The 22,679-nt window shown below is 72.3% G+C and carries 17 protein-coding genes, 1 tRNA gene and 1 pseudogene; 10 read left to right on the forward strand and 9 right to left on the reverse strand.

Features of this window, described 5'->3' with window-relative positions; genetic code table 11:
• Positions 1 to 81 precede the first annotated feature (81 nt).
• From tmk to ricT, 6 genes are all read left to right on the forward strand, one after another.
• Positions 82 to 2,175 carry a dTMP kinase gene (gene tmk, locus O7625_RS09705; protein ID WP_282346881.1) on the forward strand — a complete coding sequence of 698 codons (2,094 nt, stop codon included), beginning with the start codon at positions 82 to 84 and terminating at the stop codon, positions 2,173 to 2,175.
• Positions 2,175 to 3,386, forward strand: a complete 1,212-nt coding sequence (locus tag O7625_RS09710) for a DNA polymerase III subunit delta' (RefSeq protein WP_282345501.1) — start codon at positions 2,175 to 2,177, stop codon at positions 3,384 to 3,386. Before tmk ends, O7625_RS09710 begins: the two co-directional genes overlap by 1 nt.
• Positions 3,387 to 3,494: 108 nt before the next feature.
• A complete protein-coding gene (locus O7625_RS09715) occupies positions 3,495 to 3,824 on the forward strand; it encodes a YbaB/EbfC family nucleoid-associated protein (RefSeq protein WP_282345502.1) in 330 nt (109 codons plus the stop codon).
• 1 nt (position 3,825) lies between these two features.
• Complete coding sequence (locus O7625_RS09720; protein ID WP_067300344.1) at positions 3,826 to 4,131, forward strand: hypothetical protein; 306 nt, start codon at positions 3,826 to 3,828, stop codon at positions 4,129 to 4,131.
• Positions 4,131 to 4,790 carry a hypothetical protein gene (locus O7625_RS09725; protein WP_282345503.1) on the forward strand — a complete coding sequence of 220 codons (660 nt, stop codon included), beginning with the start codon at positions 4,131 to 4,133 and terminating at the stop codon, positions 4,788 to 4,790. The genes O7625_RS09720 and O7625_RS09725 overlap by 1 nt, the downstream gene beginning before the upstream one ends.
• A gap of 69 nt (positions 4,791 to 4,859) precedes the next feature.
• On the forward strand, positions 4,860 to 5,720 hold the full coding sequence (ricT, locus tag O7625_RS09730) for a regulatory iron-sulfur-containing complex subunit RicT (RefSeq protein WP_282345504.1): 861 nt from the start codon (positions 4,860 to 4,862) through the stop codon (positions 5,718 to 5,720).
• 31 nt (positions 5,721 to 5,751) lie between these two features.
• Here the strand turns inward: ricT and O7625_RS09735 are convergent, their stop codons facing one another.
• Positions 5,752 to 6,120, reverse strand: a complete 369-nt coding sequence (locus tag O7625_RS09735) for a VOC family protein (RefSeq protein WP_067300341.1) — start codon at positions 6,118 to 6,120, stop codon at positions 5,752 to 5,754.
• Between the two features lie 60 nt (positions 6,121 to 6,180).
• On the opposite strand from O7625_RS09735, the gene O7625_RS09740 reads away from it, so the two are divergent.
• Positions 6,181 to 6,660 (forward strand): MarR family transcriptional regulator, encoded by a 480-nt coding sequence (locus O7625_RS09740; protein ID WP_282345505.1) that lies wholly within the window; start codon positions 6,181 to 6,183, stop codon positions 6,658 to 6,660.
• Between the two features lie 166 nt (positions 6,661 to 6,826).
• Here the strand turns inward: O7625_RS09740 and O7625_RS09745 are convergent, their stop codons facing one another.
• Positions 6,827 to 8,551, reverse strand: coding sequence for a metallophosphoesterase (locus O7625_RS09745; protein WP_282345506.1), 1,725 nt, complete (start codon positions 8,549 to 8,551; stop codon positions 6,827 to 6,829).
• Between the two features lie 117 nt (positions 8,552 to 8,668).
• Here O7625_RS09745 and O7625_RS09750 point away from each other — a divergent pair.
• A tRNA-Thr gene (locus O7625_RS09750) sits at positions 8,669 to 8,742 on the forward strand.
• A gap of 183 nt (positions 8,743 to 8,925) precedes the next feature.
• Here O7625_RS09750 and O7625_RS09755 read toward each other — a convergent pair.
• Positions 8,926 to 12,711 carry a hypothetical protein gene (locus O7625_RS09755; RefSeq protein WP_282345507.1) on the reverse strand — a complete coding sequence of 1,262 codons (3,786 nt, stop codon included), beginning with the start codon at positions 12,709 to 12,711 and terminating at the stop codon, positions 8,926 to 8,928.
• 245 nt (positions 12,712 to 12,956) lie between these two features.
• Between O7625_RS09755 and O7625_RS09760 the strand changes: the two genes are divergently transcribed.
• Positions 12,957 to 13,394, forward strand: a complete 438-nt coding sequence (locus O7625_RS09760) for a helix-turn-helix domain-containing protein (RefSeq protein ID WP_282345508.1) — start codon at positions 12,957 to 12,959, stop codon at positions 13,392 to 13,394.
• A 53-nt stretch (positions 13,395 to 13,447) separates the two neighbouring features.
• Here the strand turns inward: O7625_RS09760 and O7625_RS09765 are convergent, their stop codons facing one another.
• Positions 13,448 to 13,819: a hypothetical protein gene (locus O7625_RS09765; RefSeq protein WP_282345509.1), complete on the reverse strand. Its 372-nt coding sequence runs from the start codon at positions 13,817 to 13,819 to the stop codon at positions 13,448 to 13,450.
• A gap of 358 nt (positions 13,820 to 14,177) precedes the next feature.
• Here O7625_RS09765 and O7625_RS09770 point away from each other — a divergent pair.
• A pseudogene (locus O7625_RS09770) lies at positions 14,178 to 14,794 on the forward strand (IS5 family transposase); the annotation flags it as partial.
• Between the two features lie 105 nt (positions 14,795 to 14,899).
• On the opposite strand, the gene O7625_RS09775 reads toward O7625_RS09770, so the two are convergent.
• Genes O7625_RS09775 through O7625_RS09795 form a run of 5 tightly spaced genes read right to left on the reverse strand, consistent with a single transcriptional unit; the run spans position 14,900 to position 22,508 of the window.
• The gene (locus O7625_RS09775) at positions 14,900 to 15,817 is read right to left on the reverse strand and encodes a hypothetical protein (RefSeq protein ID WP_282345510.1); all 918 of its coding nucleotides are present in this window, start codon (positions 15,815 to 15,817) and stop codon (positions 14,900 to 14,902) included.
• 3 nt (positions 15,818 to 15,820) lie between these two features.
• The gene (locus O7625_RS09780; RefSeq protein ID WP_282345511.1) at positions 15,821 to 16,627 is read right to left on the reverse strand and encodes a MerR family transcriptional regulator; all 807 of its coding nucleotides are present in this window, start codon (positions 16,625 to 16,627) and stop codon (positions 15,821 to 15,823) included.
• A gap of 57 nt (positions 16,628 to 16,684) precedes the next feature.
• Positions 16,685 to 18,748, reverse strand: coding sequence for an Hsp70 family protein (locus tag O7625_RS09785; RefSeq protein WP_282345512.1), 2,064 nt, complete (start codon positions 18,746 to 18,748; stop codon positions 16,685 to 16,687).
• A gap of 57 nt (positions 18,749 to 18,805) precedes the next feature.
• Positions 18,806 to 20,731: a dynamin family protein gene (locus tag O7625_RS09790; RefSeq protein ID WP_282345513.1), complete on the reverse strand. Its 1,926-nt coding sequence runs from the start codon at positions 20,729 to 20,731 to the stop codon at positions 18,806 to 18,808.
• 19 nt (positions 20,732 to 20,750) lie between these two features.
• Positions 20,751 to 22,508 (reverse strand): dynamin family protein, encoded by a 1,758-nt coding sequence (locus tag O7625_RS09795; protein WP_282345514.1) that lies wholly within the window; start codon positions 22,506 to 22,508, stop codon positions 20,751 to 20,753.
• Between the last annotated feature and the right edge of the window lie 171 nt (positions 22,509 to 22,679).

Here is a 22,679-nt window from a genome sequence, read left to right on the forward strand (position 1 = left end):
GCGTCGTCGCCCGGTACACCGCCCACCGGCGCCGCCCAGACCGACCGGTCCGGAGCTGCGGCGATCCGGTCGGTCCTGCGTATCCGACCGTTCCGGCGGCTCTGGATCGTGCTCGGCGCGGCCTCCTTCGGTGACTGGCTCGGCCTGCTCGCCACCTCCGTCTTCGCCGCCGCGCAGGTCTCCGGCAGCACCGCCCAGGGTGCCGTCTTCGGTGGCGTGATCGCGATCCGGCTGCTCCCGGCGCTGGTGCTCGGGCCGGTGGCCGGCGTACTCGCCGACCGGTTCGACCGGCGCTGGACGATGGTCATCTGCGACCTGCTGCGGTTCCTGCTCTTCGCCTCGATCCCGCTGGTCGCGCTGCTCGGTGTCCGGGGCGGCGTGGTGGTCACCTGGGCGGCGGTCGCCACCTTCCTGATCGAGTCGATCACCCTGCTCTGGATCCCGGCCAAGGAGGCCGCGGTCCCCAACCTCATCCCACGCGCCCGGCTGGAGACGGCCAACCAGCTCACCCTGATCACCACGTACGGCCTGACCCCGGTCGCCGCCGCGATCGCCCTGGCGGTGCTGGACCGCAGCGTGCGCGGGGTCACCGGCGGCGAGATGCCGAGCTGGGCCGAGCCGGCCCAGCTCGCCCTCTGGTTCAACTCCCTTTCCCGGCTGGCCACCGCGCTGGTGGTGGCGTTCGGCATCAAGGAGATCAGCCAGGCCCAGGCCCGGGAGCGGGGCGAACGCGCCGAACAGGGCATGTTCAGCCAGTTCACCGAGGGCTGGAAGTTCATCGGCCAGACCCCGTTGGTCCGCGGCCTGGTGCTGGGCATCTTCGGCGCGTTCGCCGGTGGCGGCATCGTGATCGGCACGGCCAAGTTCTTCGCCGCCTCGCTCGGTGCCGGCGACGCCGCGTTCTACATGCTGTTCGGCGCGATCTTCATCGGCCTGGCGATCGGCATCGGGCTCGGCCCGATGATCGTCCGGGACATGTCCCGCCGCCGCTGGTTCGGCATGAGCATCGTGCTGGCCAGCGCCTCCGTCCTGGTGTTGGCCTTCGCCATCCACCTGTCGATGGCGATCCTCGGCGCGATCATGGTGGGCGCGGGCGCCGGGATGGCCTTCCTCGCCGGCACCACGCTGCTCGGCGGCGAGGTCGCCGACGAGGTACGCGGCCGGGTCTTCGCCGTCGTGCAGATCGGCACCCGGCTGGTGCTGATCCTGGCCATCGCGCTGAGCAGCCTGCTGGTCGGGGTCGGCGGCTCGCGCCAGCTCACCATCGCCGACCTCGGCATCTCGGTCTCCTCCACCCGGCTGCTGCTGCTCGCCGCCGGCCTGGCCGGGATCTTCGCCGGGATCAGCGCGTTCGGTCAGATGGACGACAAGAAGGGCGTGCCGGTCCTGGCCGACCTGTGGGGCTCGATGCGCGGTCGGCCGCTGATGCCGGCCGAGCCGTTCGTCTCCAACGGGCTGTTCGTGGTCTTCGAGGGCGGCGAGGGTGGCGGCAAGTCCACCCAGCTGGAGACGCTCGCCACCCGCCTGCGCGAGCAGGGCCGGGACGTGGTGGTGACCCGCGAGCCGGGGGCCACGGTGATGGGCGAGCGGATCCGGGCCATGGTGCTGGAGGACTCCGGCGCGGACGCGCCGTCGCCGCGCGCCGAGGCGCTGCTGTACGCCGCCGACCGCGCCCACCACGTCGCCACCGTCGTCCGGCCCGCCCTGATCCGGGGCGCGGTGGTGATCAGCGACCGGTACGTCGACTCGTCCCTGGCCTACCAGGGCGCCGGCCGTACGCTGCCGGTCGAGGAGGTCTCCTGGCTCTCCTCCTGGGCCACCGGCGGCCTCAAGCCCGACCTGGTGGTGCTCCTGGACATCGACCCGCGCACCGGCCTGTCCCGGGCGGCCGCCCGCAACCGGGGAGCCGACCGGCTGGAGGCCGAGTCCGTCGCCTTCCACGAGCGGGTCCGCTACGCCTTCCTCGACCTCGCCGCCAACGACCCGAAGCGTTACCTGGTGCTCGACGCGGCCCGCCCGATCGAGGAGATCGCCGGCCTGGTCGCCCGCCGGGTCGACGAACTCCTGGTGGACCCGGCGGGCATCGTGCACCCCCGGCCGGCGCACGGCCCGGACACCTCGGTCCAGCCCGAGTTATCCGAAACGGAGCTGGTGGGCGTGGAGCACCGCACCTGATGCCGGACGTCTTCGCCGATCTGGTCGGGCAGGACGAGGCGGTCGACACGCTGCGCCGGGCCGCCGCGTCGGCCGCCGCCGTGCTGCGTGCCGCCCCCGTCGCGGACGGGCCGACCGGTGACCCGGGGGCCGGGATGACCCACGCCTGGATCTTCACCGGCCCGCCGGGTTCCGGTCGCTCGGTGGCCGCCCGTGCCTTCGCCGCCGCCCTCCAGTGCGTGCACGGCACCGGCTGCGGCACCTGCCCCGGCTGTCACACCACGCTCACCGGCACCCACGCCGACGTCCGGTTGGTGGCCCCCGAGGGGCTCTCCATCGGCGTGGGCGAGATGCGCGCCCTGGTGCTCCGGGCGGCGAGCACCCCGTCCGGCGGGCGCTGGCAGGTGGTGATCATCGAGGACGCCGACCGGCTCACCGAGGCGGCCGGCAACGCGCTGCTCAAGGCCGTCGAGGAACCGCCGCCCCGGACGGTCTTCCTGCTCTGCGCCCCGTCCACCCACCCGGACGACGTCTCGGTGACGATCCGGTCGCGCTGTCGGGTCGTACCCCTGCGGCAGCCCTCGGCGGCGGCGGTCGCCGAGATGCTGGTCCGGCGGGACGGCATCGCGCCCGACGTGGCGCAGTGGGTGGCCGCCGCCGCGCAGGGGCACGTCGGGCGGGCCCGGCGGCTGGCCGGCGACCCGGAGGCGCGTGGGCGTCGGGACGCGGTGCTGGCGGTGCCGCGCCGGCTGACCGGGGTGGGCACCGCGCTGGACGCGGCGTCGGCGCTGATCGGGGCGGCCGAAGCGGAGGCGGAGGCCGCGGTGGCGGAGACCGACGCGACCGAGCGGGCCGCGTTGCAGACCGCGCTGGGCGCGGGCGGCACCGGCCGGGGCGCGGCGGGTGCCACCCGGGGTTCCGCCGGACAGCTCAAGGAGCTGGAGAAGCGGCAGAAGTCCCGGGCCACCCGGGCGCAGCGGGACGCCCTGGACCGGGCGCTGGTGGACCTGGCCGGCTTCTACCGGGACGCGCTGACCTCGGCGCTGCGGGCACCGGTCGCTCCGGTGCACACCGACACCGCCACGCTGGCCGAGGCGGGTGGGCAGAAGTGGGCGCCCGAGGGCGCGTTGCGCCGGTTGGAGGCGGTGCTGGCGTGCCGGGCGGCGATCGAGGCGAACGTCAAACCCCGGATCGCCGTGGAGGCGATGATGCTCTCCCTCTGGCGCGGCTGACCCCCCGTTTCCGCCCATCGACACGTGTTGACGGCGTGCGGTACGGTCCCGGTGAGCCGCGGTGATCGTGGTGGCACGCAGGGTGAGGTCTACCTGGGGGGAGATCGGATGCCGCGCGGCGAGATCGACGAGGCGTGGATCGAGGAGGCGGTGCGGCGGTACCGCCGGATCGAGTCCCTCCAGGCCGAGTTCGACCGGGCGGTCGACACCGTCGAGGTGACCGTCCGCTCGCCCGACGGGCTGGTCGAGGTGGTGGTCACCGCCGGGGGCCGGATCACCGACGTGCGCTTCCTCGGCCCGCTGCACACCCGGCACCCCCGGGATGTCGCCAATTCGGTGCAGGCCGCCGTCACCGCCGCCGCCGACGCCGCCCAGTGGGCACGGGAGAAGCTGCACAACGAGACCTTCACCGCCTACCGTCCCCTGACGGGGGCCTGAGGTGGACGCCCTGCGTGCCCTGGCCGCCCGGCTCGACGAGGCCAGCGCCACCCTCGCCGCGCTCGCCCGTACGGTCACCGCGAGCGATCCGCCGCACCCGGCCTTCGGCGCGCACTCCGCCGGCCGCCCCGGCGAGATCGGTCGGGCCCTGCACCGGCAGTGGACCACCGCCACCGACGGCCGGGCCCGCGAGGCGGGTGCCGCCGCCGCCCGGCTGGCGGCTGCCGCGTCGGCCGTCCGCACCGCCGCCGACCGCTACGCCACCACCGACGACGCCGCCCGCCGTCGGCTGGCCGGGGAGCCGTGATGGACCCGCTGGACCGGCTCGCCGAGCCCGGCCTGGACCTGCTCGCCCGGGTGGACACCCTGCTCGCCGCCGGTGCCCCCGAGGCGCATCCGGTCTGGCCGTTGCTGCGCCGGATGCAACTGCTGCCGGGGGAGGCCCTGCGCGCCTTCCTCGACCTGCACCCCGCGCCGCTGGCGACCGCCGGGCACGCCGTGCGCCGGCTCGTCCGAGGGTACGACGACGCCTGCGCCGCCCTCACCGACCCGGGTGTCTGGTCCGGTCCGGCCGGGTCGTCCTACGACGAGGCCCGCACCGCCCTGCTGCGGCACCTGGACGAGGGGCCGGAGAGCCTGGTGGGCCGGTTGGAGTCGACCGCCGGGTACGCCGACGCGCTGGCCGACTGGGTGGAGGGCAGCCGGTTGGCGGTGGCCCGGGTGCTGGCCGAGGTGCTCGGCTCCACCGAGGCGGTCCGGGTCAGGGCGGCGACCGGCCCCGGTGCCGGGTCGGCCGCCGGGGTCGGTGCGGCGGCCGAGATCGCCACCCGGGTGCTGTCGGTGCTCGGGGTGGCCTACGACGGGGCGGAGACGCTGCTGCGCCAGTGGTCGCCCAGCCTGGCCGAGTCGACCTGGCGGTCGACCGGCGGCCCGTCGTACCACGGCGGCCCGTTGCGGATCGGCTGACCGTGACCCGATCCGGCTCCGCGAAGCCGCGTCCGGCCCGGTTCCGGCCGGCCGTCGTAGGCTGATGTCATGGGCATGCTCTGCGCGGTCAGCTTCAACCGGTACGGGCGGCTCTACTACCTCGACCCGGGGGAGTTCCGTCCGCAGGTCGGCGACCGGGTGCTCGTCCCCACCGACGACGGTCCCGAGGTGGCGGAGTGCGTCTGGTCGGCGCAGTGGGTCACCGAGGAGACCGACGGCTTTCCGAAGCTGGCCGGCCTGGCCGGAGACGACGACCTGCGCCGCGACGAGGTGCTGCGGCGGCGCAAGGCCGAGGCGAAGGTGGCCGCGAAGCGGCTGATCCGGGAGCACGGTCTGCCGATGAAGGTGGTGGCGGTGGACCACGTCCTGGCCGCCACCGAGGGCACCGGTGACCGGACGACGGTCTACTTCACCGCCCCGCACCGGGTGGACTTCCGCTCCCTGGTGCGGGACCTCGGGGCGACCCTGCACTGCCGGGTGGAGCTGCGCCAGCTCTCCGCCCGGGATTCGGCCCGGGTGCAGGGCGGCATCGGCTCCTGCGGCCGGGACCTGTGCTGCGCCACCTTCCTCAACGACTTCGAGCCGGTGACCATCCGGATGGCCAAGGACCAGGACCTCCCGCTCAATCCGCTGCGGATCTCCGGGGCCTGCGGCCGGCTGATGTGCTGCCTCAAGTACGAGCATCCGCTGTATGCCAAGTTCACCGAGTCCGCCCCGGCGGTGGGCAGCCGCGTCACCACGCCCGAGGGGGAGGGCCGGGTGGTCGGCCACAGCGTCCCGAGGGACGCGGTGACCGTCCGGCTGGACGCGGACGGCTCGCGCTCCATGTGCTCCCGCGCCGACGTCTGCGGCTCCCGCAGCGCCTACGAGAGCCGCGACCTGGCCGGCCCCGGAGGGGCCGCGAGCTGACCGCCACTTCACGGGTGTCGGGCCCGGCCCGTCAGGCGCGGTCGTGCAGGGTGACGTGGTAGCCGTCGGGGTCAGCGAAGGTGAACGTCCGGCCGAAGGGGCCGTCGACCGGCGCGGAGACGATGGTGTGCCCGTCGGTGACGAGCGCGTCGTGGATGGCCTGCACGTCCGTGGCGTGGAGCCAGATCGCGGCACCGATGCCGGGCCGGGCGGCGGAGGCGAGATCGGTGCCGGGGACGACGTCGCGCAGGGCGAACGCGATCGGTGTGGTGGCGAAGACGACGGCGTGCGGTGGCCCGGCCGGCGAGCGGACGAGGCCGAGGTAGCGCTGGTAGAACGCCTGCGAGGCGGCGAGGTCGCGCGCCTGGAGCGAGATGAAGTCGGGGCCGGTGACGGGCATGTGATGCTCCTTCAGTCATGTCAGGTTCCTGACATATTCACGCTATGTCAGAATGCTGACATGAGTCAAGCTGATGCCGGCATCGACCTGGAGACGTCGCTGGGCTACCTGCTGAAGGAGGCGTCGAGCGCCCTGCGGGCGGCCATGGAGGAGGTGCTGCGACCACTCGGGATGGGCGTGACGCACTACGCCTGCCTCGAACTGCTGGCGCAGCGACCGGGCATGTCGAACTCCGAACTCGCGCGGGGCGCGTTCGTGACCCGGCAGACGATGAACGTGCTGCTCCAGAATCTGGAACGCGATGGCTACGTGACCAGGCCGGCGGCGGCCCCCGTCGGGAAGGCGCTCCCCGCACGGCTCACCCCCCGGGGCCGGCGGAGCCTGGAGCAGGCGACCGCGGCAGTCCGTTCCGTCGAGGTCAGAATGCTCTCCGGCATGACCGGCCCCGAGCGCTCAGCCGCGTTCCACGCCCTCAAGTCCATGATCCACTCCCTGACCTCCCTGCCCGCGCCGCCGCCCGCCGACGACGACCGGGGTTGATCAAGAGGTTTGCGTCAGTGCGGGCGCGGCGAGTGACGCAAACCTCTTGGTCAACTTCGACGGGCGATGTGCGACGGGCGGCGGAGGCGGGTGGTGGAAGCGGCGGGTGGGGCGCGGGGTGTGCGGCGCGGTCCGTGCCGGGGTGGGTGCGGCCGGGTGGGGTGGGTCAGGTGAGGGTTACCGGGGGTTCGGCGAGGCGGGGGGTCAGTGGGGTGCGGGGGGCCAGCCAGGAGGCGGTCGGGGACTGGTCGGGGTTGAGCTGCCAGTCGTGGCAGACCCGGTCGACGGCGATCGGATAGACGGTCAGTGTGCCGTCCGGGTCGATCCGCATCCGCAGGAACGACTTGGCGTCCTCGATGCCCTGCCCGGCGAACAGCTCGTTGACGTTGACCCCGAAAGCGCCCGCGACCAGCAGGTATCCGGCCACCAGCTGGGTGGCGACCAGCCCGATCACCGGGCCGTAGAGCACGGCGGCGGCGACCGCCGGCAGCGGCCACGGCCAGTGGTAGAACGGCAGGTGCAGCCAGGCCCAGGTGCCGGCGACCGCGAGCGCCACGTGCGCCAGCCCGTGGCCGACGCCGAGCAGCCAGTGCCGGACGTGCCGTTTCCCGCTGGCGCCGGGCGGCTGGGCGAAGAAGGCCGCGCCGAGCAGCGTCACCGCCAACATGATCACCAGGGGGACGCTGAGCAGCCGCTGCTCGGTGCCGTTCCGGTTGGCCGCGACGCCCGCCATGGCGAGCATCAGCAGCGTGTGCAGGGTGCCGAGCAGGGTGCCGAAGCCCGGGTTGCGCCGGGGTAGCCGGTGGAAGACCCCCCAGCCGTACCGGCGGGAGCGGGCCGCGTCCGGGAACCGGGCCACCAGGTCGTACGCCCGGGTGCGGCTGGCCCGGCGGGACAGGGTGTCCTTCGGGGGGACCTCGATCCGCTCGGGCAGGGTGTGCGTCGGGTAGAGGTACGCGCCGCCGCCGCCGCACGTGATGAGCTGTCGCTCCGGCCCGGCGTACCGGGCGTAGTGGTGCAGGTCGCCGGAGACCAGCAGCCGGACGTGCGCCCCGGTGGGCGCGATGATCGTCCGGACGAAGTAGTCGATCGAGTCGTACGCGGTGGGATGGTCGACCGACTTCACCCAGGTCGGTGCCGGCACCGCCAGGATCACCCGGGAGTCGGGGCCGAGCCGGCGGGCCACCTCGTCGAAGTACGAGAGCTGCGGGTCGTCCAGGTAGGAACCCGACTGGTCGTCCAGGCCGAGCAGCCACCACCCGGCCGGCAGTTCCACCGCGAAGTACGACCGGGACTGGCCGGTGCCCCAGCCGCCGAAGTTGCGGTCCCGGGAGCGGACGAAGAGCCGCAGGAAGGCGGTCAGCCCGTCGTACCAGTCATGGTTGCCGGGCACGGCGAACAGCGTCGGCCGCTGCGGTGGGGCGACCGGCAGCGCCGCCTGGTACGGCCCCTTGCACCGGTCCTCGTACGCCTCGTAGGCCGCTGACGGGTAGACCTGGTCGCCCCCCATCACCAGGGTCTGCGCCCGGGGCAGCCGGTGCCCGTCGACGGTCAGCTCCGGCTGGGCCAGCAGGTACGCCACCGAGTACGTGGCGTCGAACCCGTCGCCCAGGTCGGCCACGTAGTCCAGCCACAGCCCGCCGTCCGGCCCGATCTGGCTGCCGATCCGCGCGTCGAGCGCGTTCTGCAGCTCCCGCTTGTCCAGGTACGCCCCGAAGAGCATCGCCAGCAGGGTACGGATACCGGTGCTGATCAGCAGGAACGGCGCGAGCCAGGGGACCGGTCGGCGGGGGGTGAAGCCCAACTCCACCGGATCGGTGCCCCGTGGCCGTCGGACGGCCCGCTCACCGGGGGCGTGCTCGGCGTCCGGGTCGGCGTGGTCGTCACTCACCCGGGCAGCCTAACTGCCGCGCCGGCCACCGATGCTTGTTGATCTCCGCTCGGTCAGGTGGGAGGTGGGAACCCCGTAGGCCCCGGGCCGGGATGTGCCGTACACTTGGCGATCGTTGCCGCCTTAGCTCAGTCGGCTAGAGCGACGCACTCGTAATGCGTAGGTCGACGGTTCGATTCCGTCAGGCGGCTCGGTTAACCGAAAGGCCCCGTGAACAGGCGAAATGCCAAGGTCGCGGGGCTTTTCGCATGCCGATGGAGATCAGCTTGCGGGGCGCCCCGTTGCAGCGTCCAGCTGTCCGCGGTTTCCAGCGGCCGTCATCGACCAGCCAGGGCTGGGCTCGCGGGCAGACTGTTGCTTCCTCCATTTGTGGGTCAGGGAACGGCATTCCCACCCATCTCGGTTACACCTACTGAGACCCAGTCGCCGGGAAGGGTGACCTTGACCGCTTCGAAAGCCTCGGCGGTGTCCGCCTGGACCCGGAGAAGACGGCGACCGTCCTCGCGCAGGACCACGTGCGGGCCGGAGAACCAGCGGACCGGCGGGCCGTCCGGGCGCGACCACAGCAGATGGTCGGGAAGCGGCAGGCGGGGGTAGTGCCGCTCCAACTCGGCCAGGGTCTGCTCGTCGAGCCTGCGATGGCCGGCGAAACGGACAGCGCTGAACAGCGCTTCCGACATCATCATCTCCACGAAGGTCGTGGACACCCGGTCCAGGTACGGTCGCCACTCGCCGCCGGCGAACCCGTCGACCCGGATCATCACCGGCGTCCCGGATCGCGTCGTCTCGTCCAGCGGGACGGCCCACCGTGCGGTGCCGTTCTCGGCGACCCGGAAGATCAGCATCTCGCCGTCGGCGTGCAACTCGGTCGGCTGCAGCAGCCGATCACCGCGTCGCGCCGGGTCGTGCCTTCCGCCGATCAGGCCGTACGCCCGCGCGAACGCCCTCGGCAGGCTGGCGAGCAGCTCCGGCGCCAGGGCGTTCAGGTCCGGCCGGTCGGCGCGACCGATCGGGCGGCCCCGGTGGATGGCGTGCTCGCGGAGGAACCGGAGCCCGGACGCCGTGTTCCTCACCGCGCGGGCCAGCCGGGCGGGGAGGTCGAAGCCGGTGGTGGCCATCTCCCGCACCTTGGCCGCGATCACCGCAGGTGGCAGATCGGTGGTGAGCACGCCGCGGAGGCGGTCCAGCCACAACTCGTCGTTGATCGCCGTGCGGAGAAAGGCGACGTGTGCGCTCCGGGTCGTCGGTCGCAGTTGGACCACGGTCATGAGCCGCGGCACATCGTCCAGGAGCTGCGGAAAGACGGAGAGCGGGACGACCAGCGGCCACCAGTCGGTCCGGCGCCCGGGCCCGCCCTTGGCGACGGTCGCGACGAGCGCGCGAACCTCGTCGTAGTCCCACTGGATGGTGACCAACCCCAACATGTTGATCAGCAGCTGGCGGAGGTCCTCGGGTAGCGGCTGCACGCCGGCGGTCGCCATGGTGTACGGGATGTTCAAACCGCTGTGCCCGGCGTCCACTCCCGCCAGCTTGGCCAGAATGTGGCGGCGGAGAAGGCCGGTCCGCGGTGAGTCACGGTCTCCGCCGAGCCGCTCGGCCAGCGCGAGCGCCTCCGCCACGGCCGGCATGCCCAGCAGTCCCGCTTCGTAGTCGGACGGCCGGCGCTGACGGTGGTCCGACCGGACGAGAGTGTGGTCGGCGGCGCGCAGCGCCATCGACGAGGCGAGACCGCGCCACGAATCCTCGGCCAGCGCGGCCTGCCACAGCCGCGCCATGGCTCGCCACTCACGAACCTCGTCGGTGGCGTCCGGCACGACCATGGAGAGAGGAACGCTGTCCAGGCAGCACAGCAACGTCACCAGGTTCGCCGTGTACGCCGCCCGGGCCCGTACCGGATCGAGCTGCTCCGGCTGGTATCTCTCGAACTCGACCGAGATCGTTCGCCGCCGGGCCTGCGCCAACAACCGCGCGAGCACGCCCTGGACGGCTGACCGCTCCGGGTCAGGCAGCGCCTCCGCAACGCTCCGCAGGAATCCCAGCACGCGCGGCTCCGCCGCAAGGGCGCGGAAGGACAGCAGCGCGTGTAGCACACCGTCGTCCAGACGGGGTGCCGAGCGCACGCGCCGCGCGGCCGGTTCCACCGCCGTGGCGATCTCCCGCACCTCATCCAGGACAGCACTCGCCACCAGGTACTCACCGAACGTGCTGTGCAGGAACTCGTACGATTCCCGCCGCTTGATGTAGTCCGGAACCTTCGCGGACGCCGCGTGCACGAAGAAGAACTGGCCGATCACCTCGTGACCGCCGCCAGCCGCCACCGGCACGCCCAAGCCAGCCAGGTCCGCCTCCAACTCACCGTCGAGCACGAACGTCCGCCGTCGGTTGAACATCGCCAGCGCCGCCACCCCCAGTTGCCAGCGGCGCCGGGCGATCTCGCGGGGCAGGTCGGCGCGGGCGATCTGGCCGTCCTTGTCGACCTCGCGGCGGATGAAGTTGTCGATCAGACGGTCGTAGAGGTCGACCGCCGACGTGTCGCCGCGCAGGTCGGGGCTGTTCGGGTCGGCGGCGTACAGCGCGATCAGCAGGAGGAGCAGCGGCTGCCGGGCCAGGTCGGTCAGCGATCGCACGGCGTCGGCGCTGGGGAGCCGGATGCCGTGCCCACCCGCGTTGGCCGTGTGCCACCCCGTCAGCCAGGCACCGACCTGGTCGTCGTCGAAGTCGGCCAGCTTGATCGCGAGACAGCCGGGCGGCACCCACATCCGGCCGGTCACCAAGGTGCGTGAGGTGACCACGGCGCACACCGGAGAGCCGGCCGCCGCCTCGACCTCCTGGAACTCCTGAACCTCGCGCAGGTAGTTGCGGCCCACGCCGACACTCTGGATCAGCTCGTCGAGACCGTCGAAGATGACGACCCGGACCAGGGTACGGCTCTCGTCGGCGAGCACGTTCCACTGTGCGCGACCGTTCAGCAGGTCGTCGAGAGCCTCCTGCACCTGCACACGTACCCGCTGATCGGCCGTGACCTCCCGCAGTGGCACCCGGACCACCATGTACCGGTCGGCGGGTAGCCGGGCGGCGAGGACCTTGGTCAGGGTCGACTTGCCCGAGCCGGGGTCGCCGAGGACCAGTAGCGGGGACCTGGCGGCAGCCGGCGACATGAGGTGCCCGGCCAGGAAGGTGTCCAGGTCGTGGCTGACCGGGTGCTGGTTCCACCAGTTGTCGTCGGCGATGTTGTCGTCCCGGCCGCGCACCGCACGGCGATAGTGCGGCGTGACGTACCCCTCGTCGATCGACGGGAAGCGCAGACCCTCCATGTACCGCAGGGTGTCGGCGGCGATCGGAGGCCGGCGCAGGACGGCCAGGTTCGCCTGGTGCACCAGGACCGACTGCCCGGCGGGGGCCGGGCCAGGCTCGGCCGGCGTCAGCAGCGCGGTGAGTCGTGCCAATCCGGCCGACTGCTCACCGGCCTGACGCGCGAGGTCGGCGCGCAGCGAGTCCTGCCCGGCCAGGATCGCCCAGATCAGGAACTCCCTGACGTCAGTCGCGAGCTGGAGATACAGCGCGCGGTACCGGTCGAGCGCGTCGCCGATCACCTCGTCAGCGAGATCCGGCGCAGCCAGCCAGGTGCGCCGCTCCCCGCCGGCGAGCCCGGCGAAGAACGACTGGCCGGCGGTGACCGCCCGGCTGAGGTACGGCTTCAGCTCGGATCGGCCCGCGAACCCGCTCGGCATGGGAATCTCCGACCGGGCCAGCACCTGCACCAGGTCGTCGCCGTGCCGATCGGTCAGCAGCCGGATTCGCTCCTCGCGGGTGACCTCGAGCTCTGCCCAGACCGGACCTAACCGCGCCTCCCATGCCTCGAACAGCGCCGCCCCCACGATCGCCGTGTGCGCTGCCTGCAACAGCTCGAACCGGTCACGGCCGGACGCCCCCGACAGTCGCCCGACGCCGGCCGCGACCAGTCCGCGCAGTAGCCGTACCACCTCGTTCTTCTGATCCACGGCTCCCCACAGGAACGCCGCCGCCTGCGCCCCGCCGAACGCCGCCGGCCCAGCCGCCAGGATCACGCCGCCGAGCAGACCGTCCAGAAGGGTCAGGGCCTTCGAGTCGTGCCGGCCGAGGAGACGCAGCGCGCCCTGGTAGGTGAGAGCGGGAGCCATCCCCGAACTCTAGGCGTCTGCAATGATCTTGCCGGTCACCCTGGGTGGCCAGGGGTGAATCGGCGCAGCTCAGCGGCAAGATCCGAGCAGCGGTGACAAGTGCGGGACGGCTATGCTCGGTTGCAGAAGATCACCCGGACCACGAAGGACCCGGTGAAGCTGCGGCGGGCGATCGTGGTGCTGATGTCCGCTCAAGGACAGCCCGCCCCGATATCGCCCACCTGCTGCGGACCAGCGAGGACCACGTGCGGGACGTGATCCACGCGTTCACTGTCAGGGGGTTCGACGCGCTGGACCCAAAATGGAGCGGGGGCGCACCGAGACGGATCGATGAGCAGATCCGGGACTGGATCTGTGTCATCGCCCGGTGCGACCCCCGTTTCCTCGGCCGGCCGTTCTCCTGCTGGTCGCTTGCCAAGCTTCGTGACTACCTGATCCACGCCGGCTACGTCACCACGATCAGCGTCGAAACGATCCGCCGTGTCCTGCACGGACGAGGCGTGTCCTGGCGGGCCACCAAGACGTGGAAGGCCAGCACCGACCCCGACTTCACCATGAAGATGCGCCGGATTCTCGACCTCTACGACCATCCACCCGCCGACGGCCGGGTCCTGTGCGTGGACGAGTTGAACCTGCAACCCCGCCCCGGCCGCGCCTGGCGGCAGGTCGGACACCCTGTGTGACTACGGGCCACCTACCGGCGCGACCAAGGCGTGCGGCACTGCATGACGAGGCACTAGCCCTCTCCTGGGCAAGGGGTGAGCGCGCCGTTGTCGGCGAGGAGCTCGTCGCGGATCCAGCCCCTGTCCTTGTACTTGTCGTTGATGGCGTAGGTCCATGTCTTCCTGTCTTCGCCCAACGCCCAGCAATGGTAGTCGAGCGATTCTCCAGCATAGGTCCAGCCGATTGTGGTGCACTTGGTGCTGGAGCCGTTGAGCATACGCACGGAAGAACCCTTGATGAAATGGCCGCCACCATCATCAATGTCCGGAGGGGGGGTTCGACCGCAACTCCAGTGGGCTGACGCCGGAGTCGGGGCGACAAGGCCGCCAGTGGCGGCCACTGCGATCGATGCCGCGACAAAAGCCAGGAGATTCTTCGTCTTCACCACGTAACTCCTCCAAGTAAAGGATCATCGCATCGTCTGTAGGCGATGAGTTGGAGGCTAGCACGCAGGCGTTGGCCGTATGTGTCTGCGATTTGTCTTTGTGTGAGTTGTGGAAGTGCGTCCAGCGTGACTAGAAAAATATCGATCTTCATCTTTCGTGAGCCTATCTTGATCAAGCTCGCGATGGATTGGCCGATGCTATTCCCGCTGCTGCAAAAGTCGGCGTCGGTACAACTTGCTTAACAACTCCTAACTCAATGAGGTTGGGCGTAACCGGGCGGACGTGAGGATCGTTCTGTCTGAACGTGAGGAGGGGTGAGTAGCCGCCGTGCCCTACACCGCGATTCCATGGGAGTACCTGCCCCAGGAACTCGGCTTCGGCTCGGGAATGACGTGTTCGCGCAGGTTACGGGACTGGAACGACGCCGGTGTCTGGCAACGGTTGCACGAGGTTCTCCTCGGTAAGCTTCGCGCCAGCGGGCAACTCGACATGTCCCGGGCGGTGATCGACGATTCCCACGTCCGGGCGCTCAAGGGCGGCCCAAAACCGGTCCGAGCCCGGTCGACCACCGCAAACCAGGCTCGAAACACCACGTTCTCACCGACGCGGGCGGCATCCCCCTCGCCGCGAGCCTGACCGGCGGCAACCGCCACGACGTCACCCAGCTCATGCCCCTGGTCGACAAGGCCCCCGCATCAGGGGCATCCGCGGACGGCCCCGACAGCGACCACAGTGGCTGCACGCCGACCGTGGCTACGACTACGACTGCTACTGCCGCCAACTCTGCGCCAAGGGCATCCCCCCGGTCATCGCCCGACGCGGCACCGGCCACGGCTCCGGCCTCGGCACCCGCCTATGGGTCGTCGAACGCACTATCCGCACTGCTGCACTGGTTCCGCCGCCTCCGCATCCGCTGGGAAATCCGCGACGACATCCACGAAGCCTTCCTCACCCTCGCCTGCGCCATCATCTGCCGGCGCAGACTCCAACACTCAAAGAGTTGGGAGTTGGTAGTGCTCGGTGGTGACCTGCTCGGTGGCGTCCCCGAGCTGCGCGGCGGGGCTCTCGGCACGGCGGTGTCAGCTGAGCACGGCAGCCAGTTGGTCGTAGGTCGGAGCGAGGTGCCGCAACGTTCGGGCGGCGGATTCCGTGTGTCCGTTGACGATGTCGTGTTGGAGGCTGCCGACCAGCCGGGCCTGCCGGGTGGCGATGACGGCGGCCTCGTCGCGGCCGAGGCTGGCCAGTGCGGTGGCGGCGTCGGTGAGTCGCCGGGCGCCGACCCTGATCGCGAAATGCGTCAGGTGATCGTGCGTCTCGGGGTCGAGTCCGTCGGTAACCAGGTCAGCGAGGCGGTGCACCGCGGCGGCGCCGCCGATGGTGCCGGGCGGCACGGCGAGGTCGTCGCGTCCGCGCAGCCAGGCGACCGCGCCGGGCAGGGCCGCACACAGCGCCGCCTCGGTGGTGGTCTCGCGCACCTGCTGGAAGTGGCTACGCATGGTGTACGGCTCGGCGTGGTAGAAGGTGATCGTGTCGGCACGCCACGCGGCCAGGAAGTCCCGGGTCGGCAGGGTCGCGTAGGGGCAGCCGTACGGATCGTGGAACCGGACCAGCGTGTCGTCGGCTTCCAGGACAGCGACGAAGTGGTCCGACCCGATCGGTCCGGTCATGCCGGGCACGTGCCGCAGCAGGCCCATCTCCAGCGGTCCGGCCAGGACGGGGCCGGTCGTGACCGCTGCGTTGAGCATCGCCAGGGCCTGCTCGCCGTCGTCGGCACCCCGTCGTCGGCAGGTCCAGCCGAGCAGAGCGATCGCGTCGTCGATGCCCCGGTCGTCCCAACCGTACGGATCGAACAGCGGCAGCCGCCCGCCGAGCAGATGCATGCCGAACGGCGAGCCGGTCAGCACTTCGATGATCGACGGGGAGGGGGCCGTCGGGCCGAGGGCCATCGCCAGCGAGTTGGCGTAGCAGTAGTGCCCGGATCCGATGTAGGGGTGCATGCTTCAACTTTCTCCGTTGGTCGAGACGGGGTAGGTGACGTCGAGGAGCGCACCGTCGGTGCCGGGTCGGATCTCGACCGGGCTGGCGGGGCTGGTCAGGCGGTTCGCGTCGAGCCATGCCTCCAACGTCTCGTAGGCGCGCAGGATGTCGGGGAATCCGGCGTCGGCTTCGGCGACCGGCAGGTAGACGTCGGTGCCCGCCGGAGACAACCGGACCCGCAGGTCGTCGACGGGTTCGACGGAGCCGGTGAACGGCACCGCGACTTCGACAGGTCCCTCGCTGTCGTGGGTCACGAACCCGTGGAAGTGCACCAGGGTCGGCCCGTCGCAGGGCACGCCTGCCGCCCGCAGCCGGGCACGGATGCGGTGCTGCGCGTCGGTGACGAAGGTGTCCAGTTCGCCGATGTGCACACGCCGTTCCTGACACAACAGCTTGCGTGGTGGCCTCGACCGCAGCCGCGGAGCGGCGGTGACCGGTGCAGCGTCACCCTCAAGGGCCTCGATCAGCTCGCGTCGGCGTCGAAGCTGGGCCTCCTGGGCTGCCAGCCAGGCGCGAAGTTCAGCCTGGCGGGCCTGCGGGCTGAGCTCCAACAAGGTGGCGACGCGTGCCAGCGGCAGGCCCAGGACGCGCAGCCGGGCGATCAGCCGACCACGGGGAATCTGATCACGGTGGTAGCGGCGGTAGCCGGTGGCCGGGTCGGTAGCTGCGGGCAGCAGCAGACCCTGCTCGGCATAGAGCCGCAGCGCCTTCGACGACAGGCGGGTCGCGGCACCGAACTCGCCGGGCAGGATCAGCTCCACATCGTCCACCCGCTCAGCCTGGGCCATTCCCCTGGGGCGAGGTCAAACACGTGCCCGCGTCAGCGGTCAACGTCGGCTCGGGTCGGCGAGCCGCTGCGGGGTGATCCGGACGAACAGGTCGTGGCCGCCGGTGACCAGGGCACGGTCCCGGTGCACGGCCAGCCCGCGTACCCGGCCGTCGTGCCGGACCCGACCCAGCTCCGCGCCGTCGGGCAGCCGCCACAGCCGGGCCGACCCGTCGTCACCGGCGGTGGCGAGCACCGAACCGTCCCAGCCGAAGACGACCGCCTGCACCGCGCCGTCGTGTCGTACCGTGGTCAGCCGTTCGCCGTCACCCACCCGCCACACGCTCGCGGTGCGGTTGTAGCCGGCGACCGCCACCCGGCTGCCGTCGTGGTCGAAGGCCAGCGCGTTGACCGCGTCGGCACCGAACCACACGGTCTGCTCCCGTCCACCGGAGAGCTGCCAGATCCGGGTGCTGCCGTCACCGCAGCCGGTGGCCAGCAGCGCACCGTCCGGGCTGAACGCCACCGCCTGCACGCGGCGTGGGTGCGGCAGGCTGCCGAGCGGGTCTCCCGAGTCCGCGTGCCAGATGACGGCGTTCTGGTCGCTGCCGGCGGTGGCGAAGCGCGACCCGTCGGGGTCGAAGGCGACCGCGTTGATCCGCCCCGGGTGCCGCACCCGGACCAGCTCCCGACCGCTGTCGGCGGTCCAGATCACCACCGTGCCGTCCCGGCTCGCCGCCGCCACCCGGCGACCGTCCGGGCTGAACGCCACCCCGCACACCTCGTCCTGCCAGTCGCCGATCCGGCGGGTCCACCGGGGCTCCTCCTCCGGCAGCCACCACAGGTGCACCTCGCCGGGTGCGCCGATGACCAGCCCCGGACCGACCGGGGCGAGAGCGAGCGCGCAGACCTGACGACCGACCCGGATCGCCCCGGCGGCCAGCTCCACCTCCGGGCGCGGCGGCGGGGCGTCGCCCGGAGGCACGGCGCGACCGGGGCGCGGGCCGGCGACCCGGTGGCGGGTCGGTGCCGCCCACCGCCGGGCCAGCCGGGCCGCGCCGCGTACCACCGCCAGCCCGGGCTCGTCGACGGCGAGCACCGGCCGGCCGGAGCCCCGGGCGAGCAGCCGCCCGACCAGCGGCATCCGGGCGACCGCACCGATCGGCACGATCCGGTCCACCCCGGACCAGCCGAGGTCGAGACCGACAGTGGGCTCGGTGAGCAGCCGTTCGCACTCGGCCACCGCCCGTAGCAGGTACGGCCGGGCCAGGTCCTCCAGGCGCTCCCGGGTGAACACGTGCGCCACCGGCGGATCCAACTCGGTGAGCGACTCCCGGTGGGTGGCGGCGGTGGAGAGCGCCGCCCGGATCCGTTCGCAGGTGTCGTTGAGCTGCAACCGGCGCCGGAAGGTGTCCGGGTCGACCGCCGGGCCGTCGAGCAGTGCGGCGGCGGGTCCGGGAAAGCTCTGCCGGACGACGTCCTGGACCAGCCGGTCGAGCAGGCCGCCACCGAGGTCGGCCCGGCCCCCGGGTGGGCCGAACACCTGCCAGTCCCCCTGCCGGGACCGGTTGACCACGGCACAGTCGAAGGTGCCGCCGCCGAAGTCGCAGAACAGGGTGGTCAGCGGTGCCGGGCCGACCTCGGCCAGCACCTGCGCCGCCGCGGCCAGCGGTTCGGCCACCAGCCGTACCGTCAGCGGGTCGAAGCCGGCCAGGGTGGCGGCGTGGCGCAGCAGGCCCTGCTGGTAGCCGGCCCAGGCGGCGGGCACGGCGAGCACCACCAGGTCAGGCTTACCGGGCACGGCCCGTTCGGCCCGCCGCCGCAGCGCCCGGAGCACCTCGGCGGCGAGTTCCGGTGCCCGCAGCTCCCGGTCGCCGAGCCGGTACGGCGTCGGGTCGCCGAAACCGGCCTTGAACCGGGACCGGTACGGGCGCAGGTGCTTGCTCCGCTCCGCCGCAGCGCCGACCGACAGCGACCCGTCCCGTTCCAGGCACACCGCGGTCGGCACCAGGACCCCGCCGGCCGGGTCGGTCGGGTCGTCGAGCAGCCGGGGCGGTTCGCCGTCGACGCAGACCGCCACCGTCGAGGTGGCGGTGCCGAAGTCGATGCCGTACACCAGTCCCACCGGTCACCACCGATCAGTTCGTCGAGCCGTCCGGGTCGCCCGTCGAGCGCCCGGCGATCAGTTCGCCGGGCCGTCCGGCGACCGGTGGGTCAGCCGGCGGGCACGGCTCCGGGTCGCGTCGACCCGCTCCTGGAGGCCGGCGTAGACGCCGAGCCGCTCCTCGAGCTGGGCTATCCGCAGCTTGCGCTCGTGCACGCCCCGGCTGCGGGCCTCGATCAGCCGGCGTTCGGTCATCGCGTACGCCTCGGCCTGGGCGTCGAGCTGGTTGTCCAGCGCCAGTAGCAGCGCGTCGGCGTAGTCCTTGACCTGATAGGTGAGCTGCCGCTCGGCCCGCCGTCGGGCCGAGTCGAGCATCGGCAGCACGTGGCTGCGCAGCGCGCCGACCTGGTCCTGCCGGCGCTGGCGTTCGGCCTGGAGCCGGGCCTCGCGCCGACCGGCGAACCAGCCGGTGAGCTGACCGATCACCCCGCCCAGGATGCCGCCGACGATGGTGCCGACGACCGGGACGAAACTGCCGGCGGCCGCCCCGATGAGGGTGCCGGCCCCGCCGTACGCCATGCCGCCGGCCCAGCTCGTCCGGAACGCGGCGAAGGAGGTCTGCCTGGCCCGGTGCGGGGGTGTGAAGTCGCCCGCCGCCGGAGCCGTCCCGTCCGGTGCGCCCGTCAGCGCCGGCCCGTCCGGATCGACAGTGGGCAGGGTCAACTCGATCTCGAGCTGGGTGGCGTGCCGCTCGGCCACCTCGTCGACGGCCCGCCGGAGGTCGGTGGCGGCCCGGCTGCCGGCGTCCACGATCTGGTCGGAGACCTGCCGAACCACCGCGGCCGGGTCGGTCAGGGCGTCGTCGGAGTCCAGGCTGCGCCGGAACTCGTCGACGATCCGGTCGAAGTCGCTGCTGAGCTGGTCGCGGACCGGCCGGGCCGCCCGGTCGAGGTCGTCCCGGGCGGTACGCCGCCAGCGCTGTCCCGCGCCGCGCAGCTTCTCCGCCGCCGTCCGGGACGCCTTCAGCTCGGCGTCCAACTCGCCGAAACTGTCCTCGACCAGCCCGGCCAGCTCGATGGCCACCGGTGCCGCCGCGCCGTCCAGCAGCGCGGTCACCGTCTCCAGCTCGCCGTCGATCCGCAGTCCGCCGACGGTGCCGGCGAGCGCGCCCCACAGGTGCCGTTCCAGCGCCGGGAACCCGGACCCGTCCAGCAACGCCGGATCCCCGTCCTCCAGCGCGTCGAACTTGCGCAGCGCGGAGACCGCGAGCACGGTCAGCTCCCCGGGTGGCCGTCCGGCGACCTCGGCGATCCGGTCACGGGCCGCCTCGACCACCGGCTCCGGCTCGACCACCTTGTCCGCCTGGGTGATGGTGACGAGCACGGTCGGGCACTGGGCCAGCGCACCGGCGAGGAAGTCGAGTTCGGCGGTGGTGACCGGCTCCAGCACGCTGGACACGAAGATCAGCGCGTCGGCGCGGGGCAGGAAGGCGCGGGTGGCGGCGGTGTGGGCGGGATTGACGCTGCCGATACCGGGGGTGTCGACCAGCACCAGCCCCGGTGTGAGCTGCTCCAGCGGGGCACCCAGGACGAGCAGGCTGACCCGCTTCTCGTTGCCCGGGTTGCCCTGCTCGGTGACGTAGGCCGGCAGGTCCGCGAGGTCGACCGGCAGCGGCGGGCGGCTCGCCTCCGGGTCGTCGGGATCCTCGGCGAAGTGCACCGTGGCGGTGTCCCGTTCGGCCCACTGGAGCACGGTGACCACCGAGGTGGTGACGTCGATGTCGACCGGGAACAGGCCAGGCCGTTCCACCAGGGCGTTGAGCAGGCTCGACTTGCCCTGTCGGAACTCGCCGCAGACGACCAGGTGGTAGCGGGCGTGGCGGAGCCGGTCCCGGCAGCCCGCCAGCATGGCCGCCGAGGCGGCCGGGAGTTCGTCACCGAGTGCGGCGGTGACCTGGTCGATCAGGGCGATGCTGTCGTCGCGCAGGTGTTCGAGGTCGTTCACGATGCCCTCCTGGCGTGGCTCACACGTGCTCACCTGGGGTCGGTTCGATCAGGTCGTCGGTGCCGTCGAGCAGTCGGCGGGCCTGCCGGGCCCGGTACTCGACCCGTTCGTACGCGCGCAGCACCACCCGGGCCGCCTGACCGGTCGGCCAGTCCAGGCTCGGGTCCTGCTCGCGTCGGGCCCACTCGCGTACCCGCGACCCGGCCCGGTCCACGATGGTCTGCACGCTGCTCTGCTCCGGCAGCCCGAGCCGGGCCGCGCAGGAGAGACCGTGCTCGCCGGTGATCCGGAGCAGCTGGGCCGCCTCGTCCGGGTCGAGCGCCGTCTCGCCGTTGTAGTACGCGGAGAGGGCGTCGAACTCGGCGAACATCGGCGTCTCGGCGCGCAGCCGCTCCACCCCGGCGGCGATGTCGTCCACCACGGCCGGCACCGCCTCGCCGGTACGCTGCCCGGCCAGCCGGATCCGGGCGATCTCGCGGTTCACGTCGTTCAGGCCGTGGGACAGTTTCAGCAGCGTGGCCCGGTTGCCGAAGTGGCTGGTGATCAGTTCGGTGAGGGTGGTGACGCCGCTGTCCACCCGCAGCCGGTCCCGGACCAGGGCCGGGCTCAGCCGGTCCTCGTGCAGGTAGCGGCAGACCTGGACGATGCCCCAGCCGCCGAGCACCCGGAGCAGTTCCCGCCGGTGCCCGGCCGGCACCCCGCTGCCCTCGATCGTCTCGGCCCGGCCGAAGGTGCCGACGTCGCTCACCCGCCGGGCGAGCCGGCGCAGGTCCACCCGGGCCAACTCGTCCAGCCAGGTGAAGTGCTCGTCGGTCAGGGTCCGGGCGGCCATGCCGACCAGACCGGAGATCGGCAGCACGGTGTAGAAGAGCCGCCGGATGTCGTCCCGGCGCAGGTAGCCCTCGGCGAGGGTGCGGCCGGCGGCCATCGGGTCGAAGGTGAGCCGGTCGGGATTGCCGGGCAGGCCCGGGGTCGGCGGCCAGAGGTCGTCGCAGCGGCTGAGCACCCCGAACGACTTCAGCGGGGTGACCGGGCCGTCGACCCCGCCGAGGAACTGCTCGATGGCCGCCTTGTCGGTCTCGTGCAGGCCGCGCCGGAACAGGTAGAGCACCGCGTCGGCCCGGTGCAGCTCGGCGCTGCTGTCCTGGTGTACGTCCCGAGCCGTCCGGTCGAGCGCGTCCAGGGTGCCGGTCAGCTCGGCGGCGGAGCCCTCCAGGTCCTGATTGGACAGGCCGAGGAAGTCGAGCGTGTTGGCCGAGTCGGTGACGTGCACGCTGCCCAGTCCCGGGGTGTCGACCAGCCGGAACGCGCGCAGCAGCGGGTTGGGCAGGCCGAGTTCCACCCGGCGGATGCGGCGCAGGTGGGTCAGGTGCCTCGGGTCGTTGACGGTCAGCTCACGGAGCCGTTCCGGGGACATCTCCCGGGCCGGCGCCCCGTCGCGGTAGAAGACCCGGACCACCGGGTGGTCGTGGTGGCACAGCTCGTTGACCGTGAAGGTCAGCTCGAGCTGGCCGGTGGCCGCGACCTCCTCGCCGAGCAGCGCGTTGACCAGTGTCGACTTGCCCCGCTTGATCTGCCCGACCACGGCCAGCCGCATCGGCTGCGCCAGCCGTCGGTCGGCCTGGTCGAGGAGCCGGGCCAACGGGGCCAACTCGGCGCCGGCCCCGGCGGCGAGTCCGGCGTAGCGGACCAGCTCGGCCGAGACCGGGGAGGGGCGGCGAGGAACGCCCGGGCTGGCCGTGCCGGCGTCGGTCGTGCCGGTCGGCACGCTGGGCATCGCGTCACCCACTTGTCGGTCGGGGCGGGCTCGCCGGTCGGACGGGGCCGTGGTGCGCGCTCGTCCACCGGTCGGACGACCCGCCAAGACGGGTGGAAACATCGTCGTCGGCGAGACTAGGGCCGTTTCTCCGGCCGGTTTCCGTCATTAGACGGCATCACCGTGACCCTG

The organism is Micromonospora sp. WMMD714 (assembly GCF_029581315.1).
In the GTDB taxonomy this organism is placed as follows: Bacteria; Actinomycetota; Actinomycetes; order Mycobacteriales; family Micromonosporaceae; genus Micromonospora; species Micromonospora rifamycinica.

What these genes read in the sequence shown, in the direction of transcription:
- O7625_RS09725 (WP_282345503.1), top strand. Translation starts at nt 4,131, where the DNA reads ATGGACCCGCTGGACCGGCTCGCCGAGCCCGGCCTGGACCTGCTCGCC.
- O7625_RS09715 (WP_282345502.1), top strand. Translation starts at nt 3,495, where the DNA reads ATGCCGCGCGGCGAGATCGACGAGGCGTGGATCGAGGAGGCGGTGCGG.
- O7625_RS09755 (WP_282345507.1), bottom strand. Translation starts at nt 12,711, where the DNA reads ATGGCTCCCGCTCTCACCTACCAGGGCGCGCTGCGTCTCCTCGGCCGG.
- O7625_RS09735 (WP_067300341.1), bottom strand. Translation starts at nt 6,120, where the DNA reads ATGCCCGTCACCGGCCCCGACTTCATCTCGCTCCAGGCGCGCGACCTC.
- ricT (WP_282345504.1), top strand. Translation starts at nt 4,860, where the DNA reads ATGGGCATGCTCTGCGCGGTCAGCTTCAACCGGTACGGGCGGCTCTAC.
- O7625_RS09740 (WP_282345505.1), top strand. Translation starts at nt 6,181, where the DNA reads ATGAGTCAAGCTGATGCCGGCATCGACCTGGAGACGTCGCTGGGCTAC.
- O7625_RS09795 (WP_282345514.1), bottom strand. Translation starts at nt 22,508, where the DNA reads ATGCCCAGCGTGCCGACCGGCACGACCGACGCCGGCACGGCCAGCCCG.
- O7625_RS09775 (WP_282345510.1), bottom strand. Translation starts at nt 15,817, where the DNA reads ATGCACCCCTACATCGGATCCGGGCACTACTGCTACGCCAACTCGCTG.
- O7625_RS09710 (WP_282345501.1), top strand. Translation starts at nt 2,175, where the DNA reads ATGCCGGACGTCTTCGCCGATCTGGTCGGGCAGGACGAGGCGGTCGAC.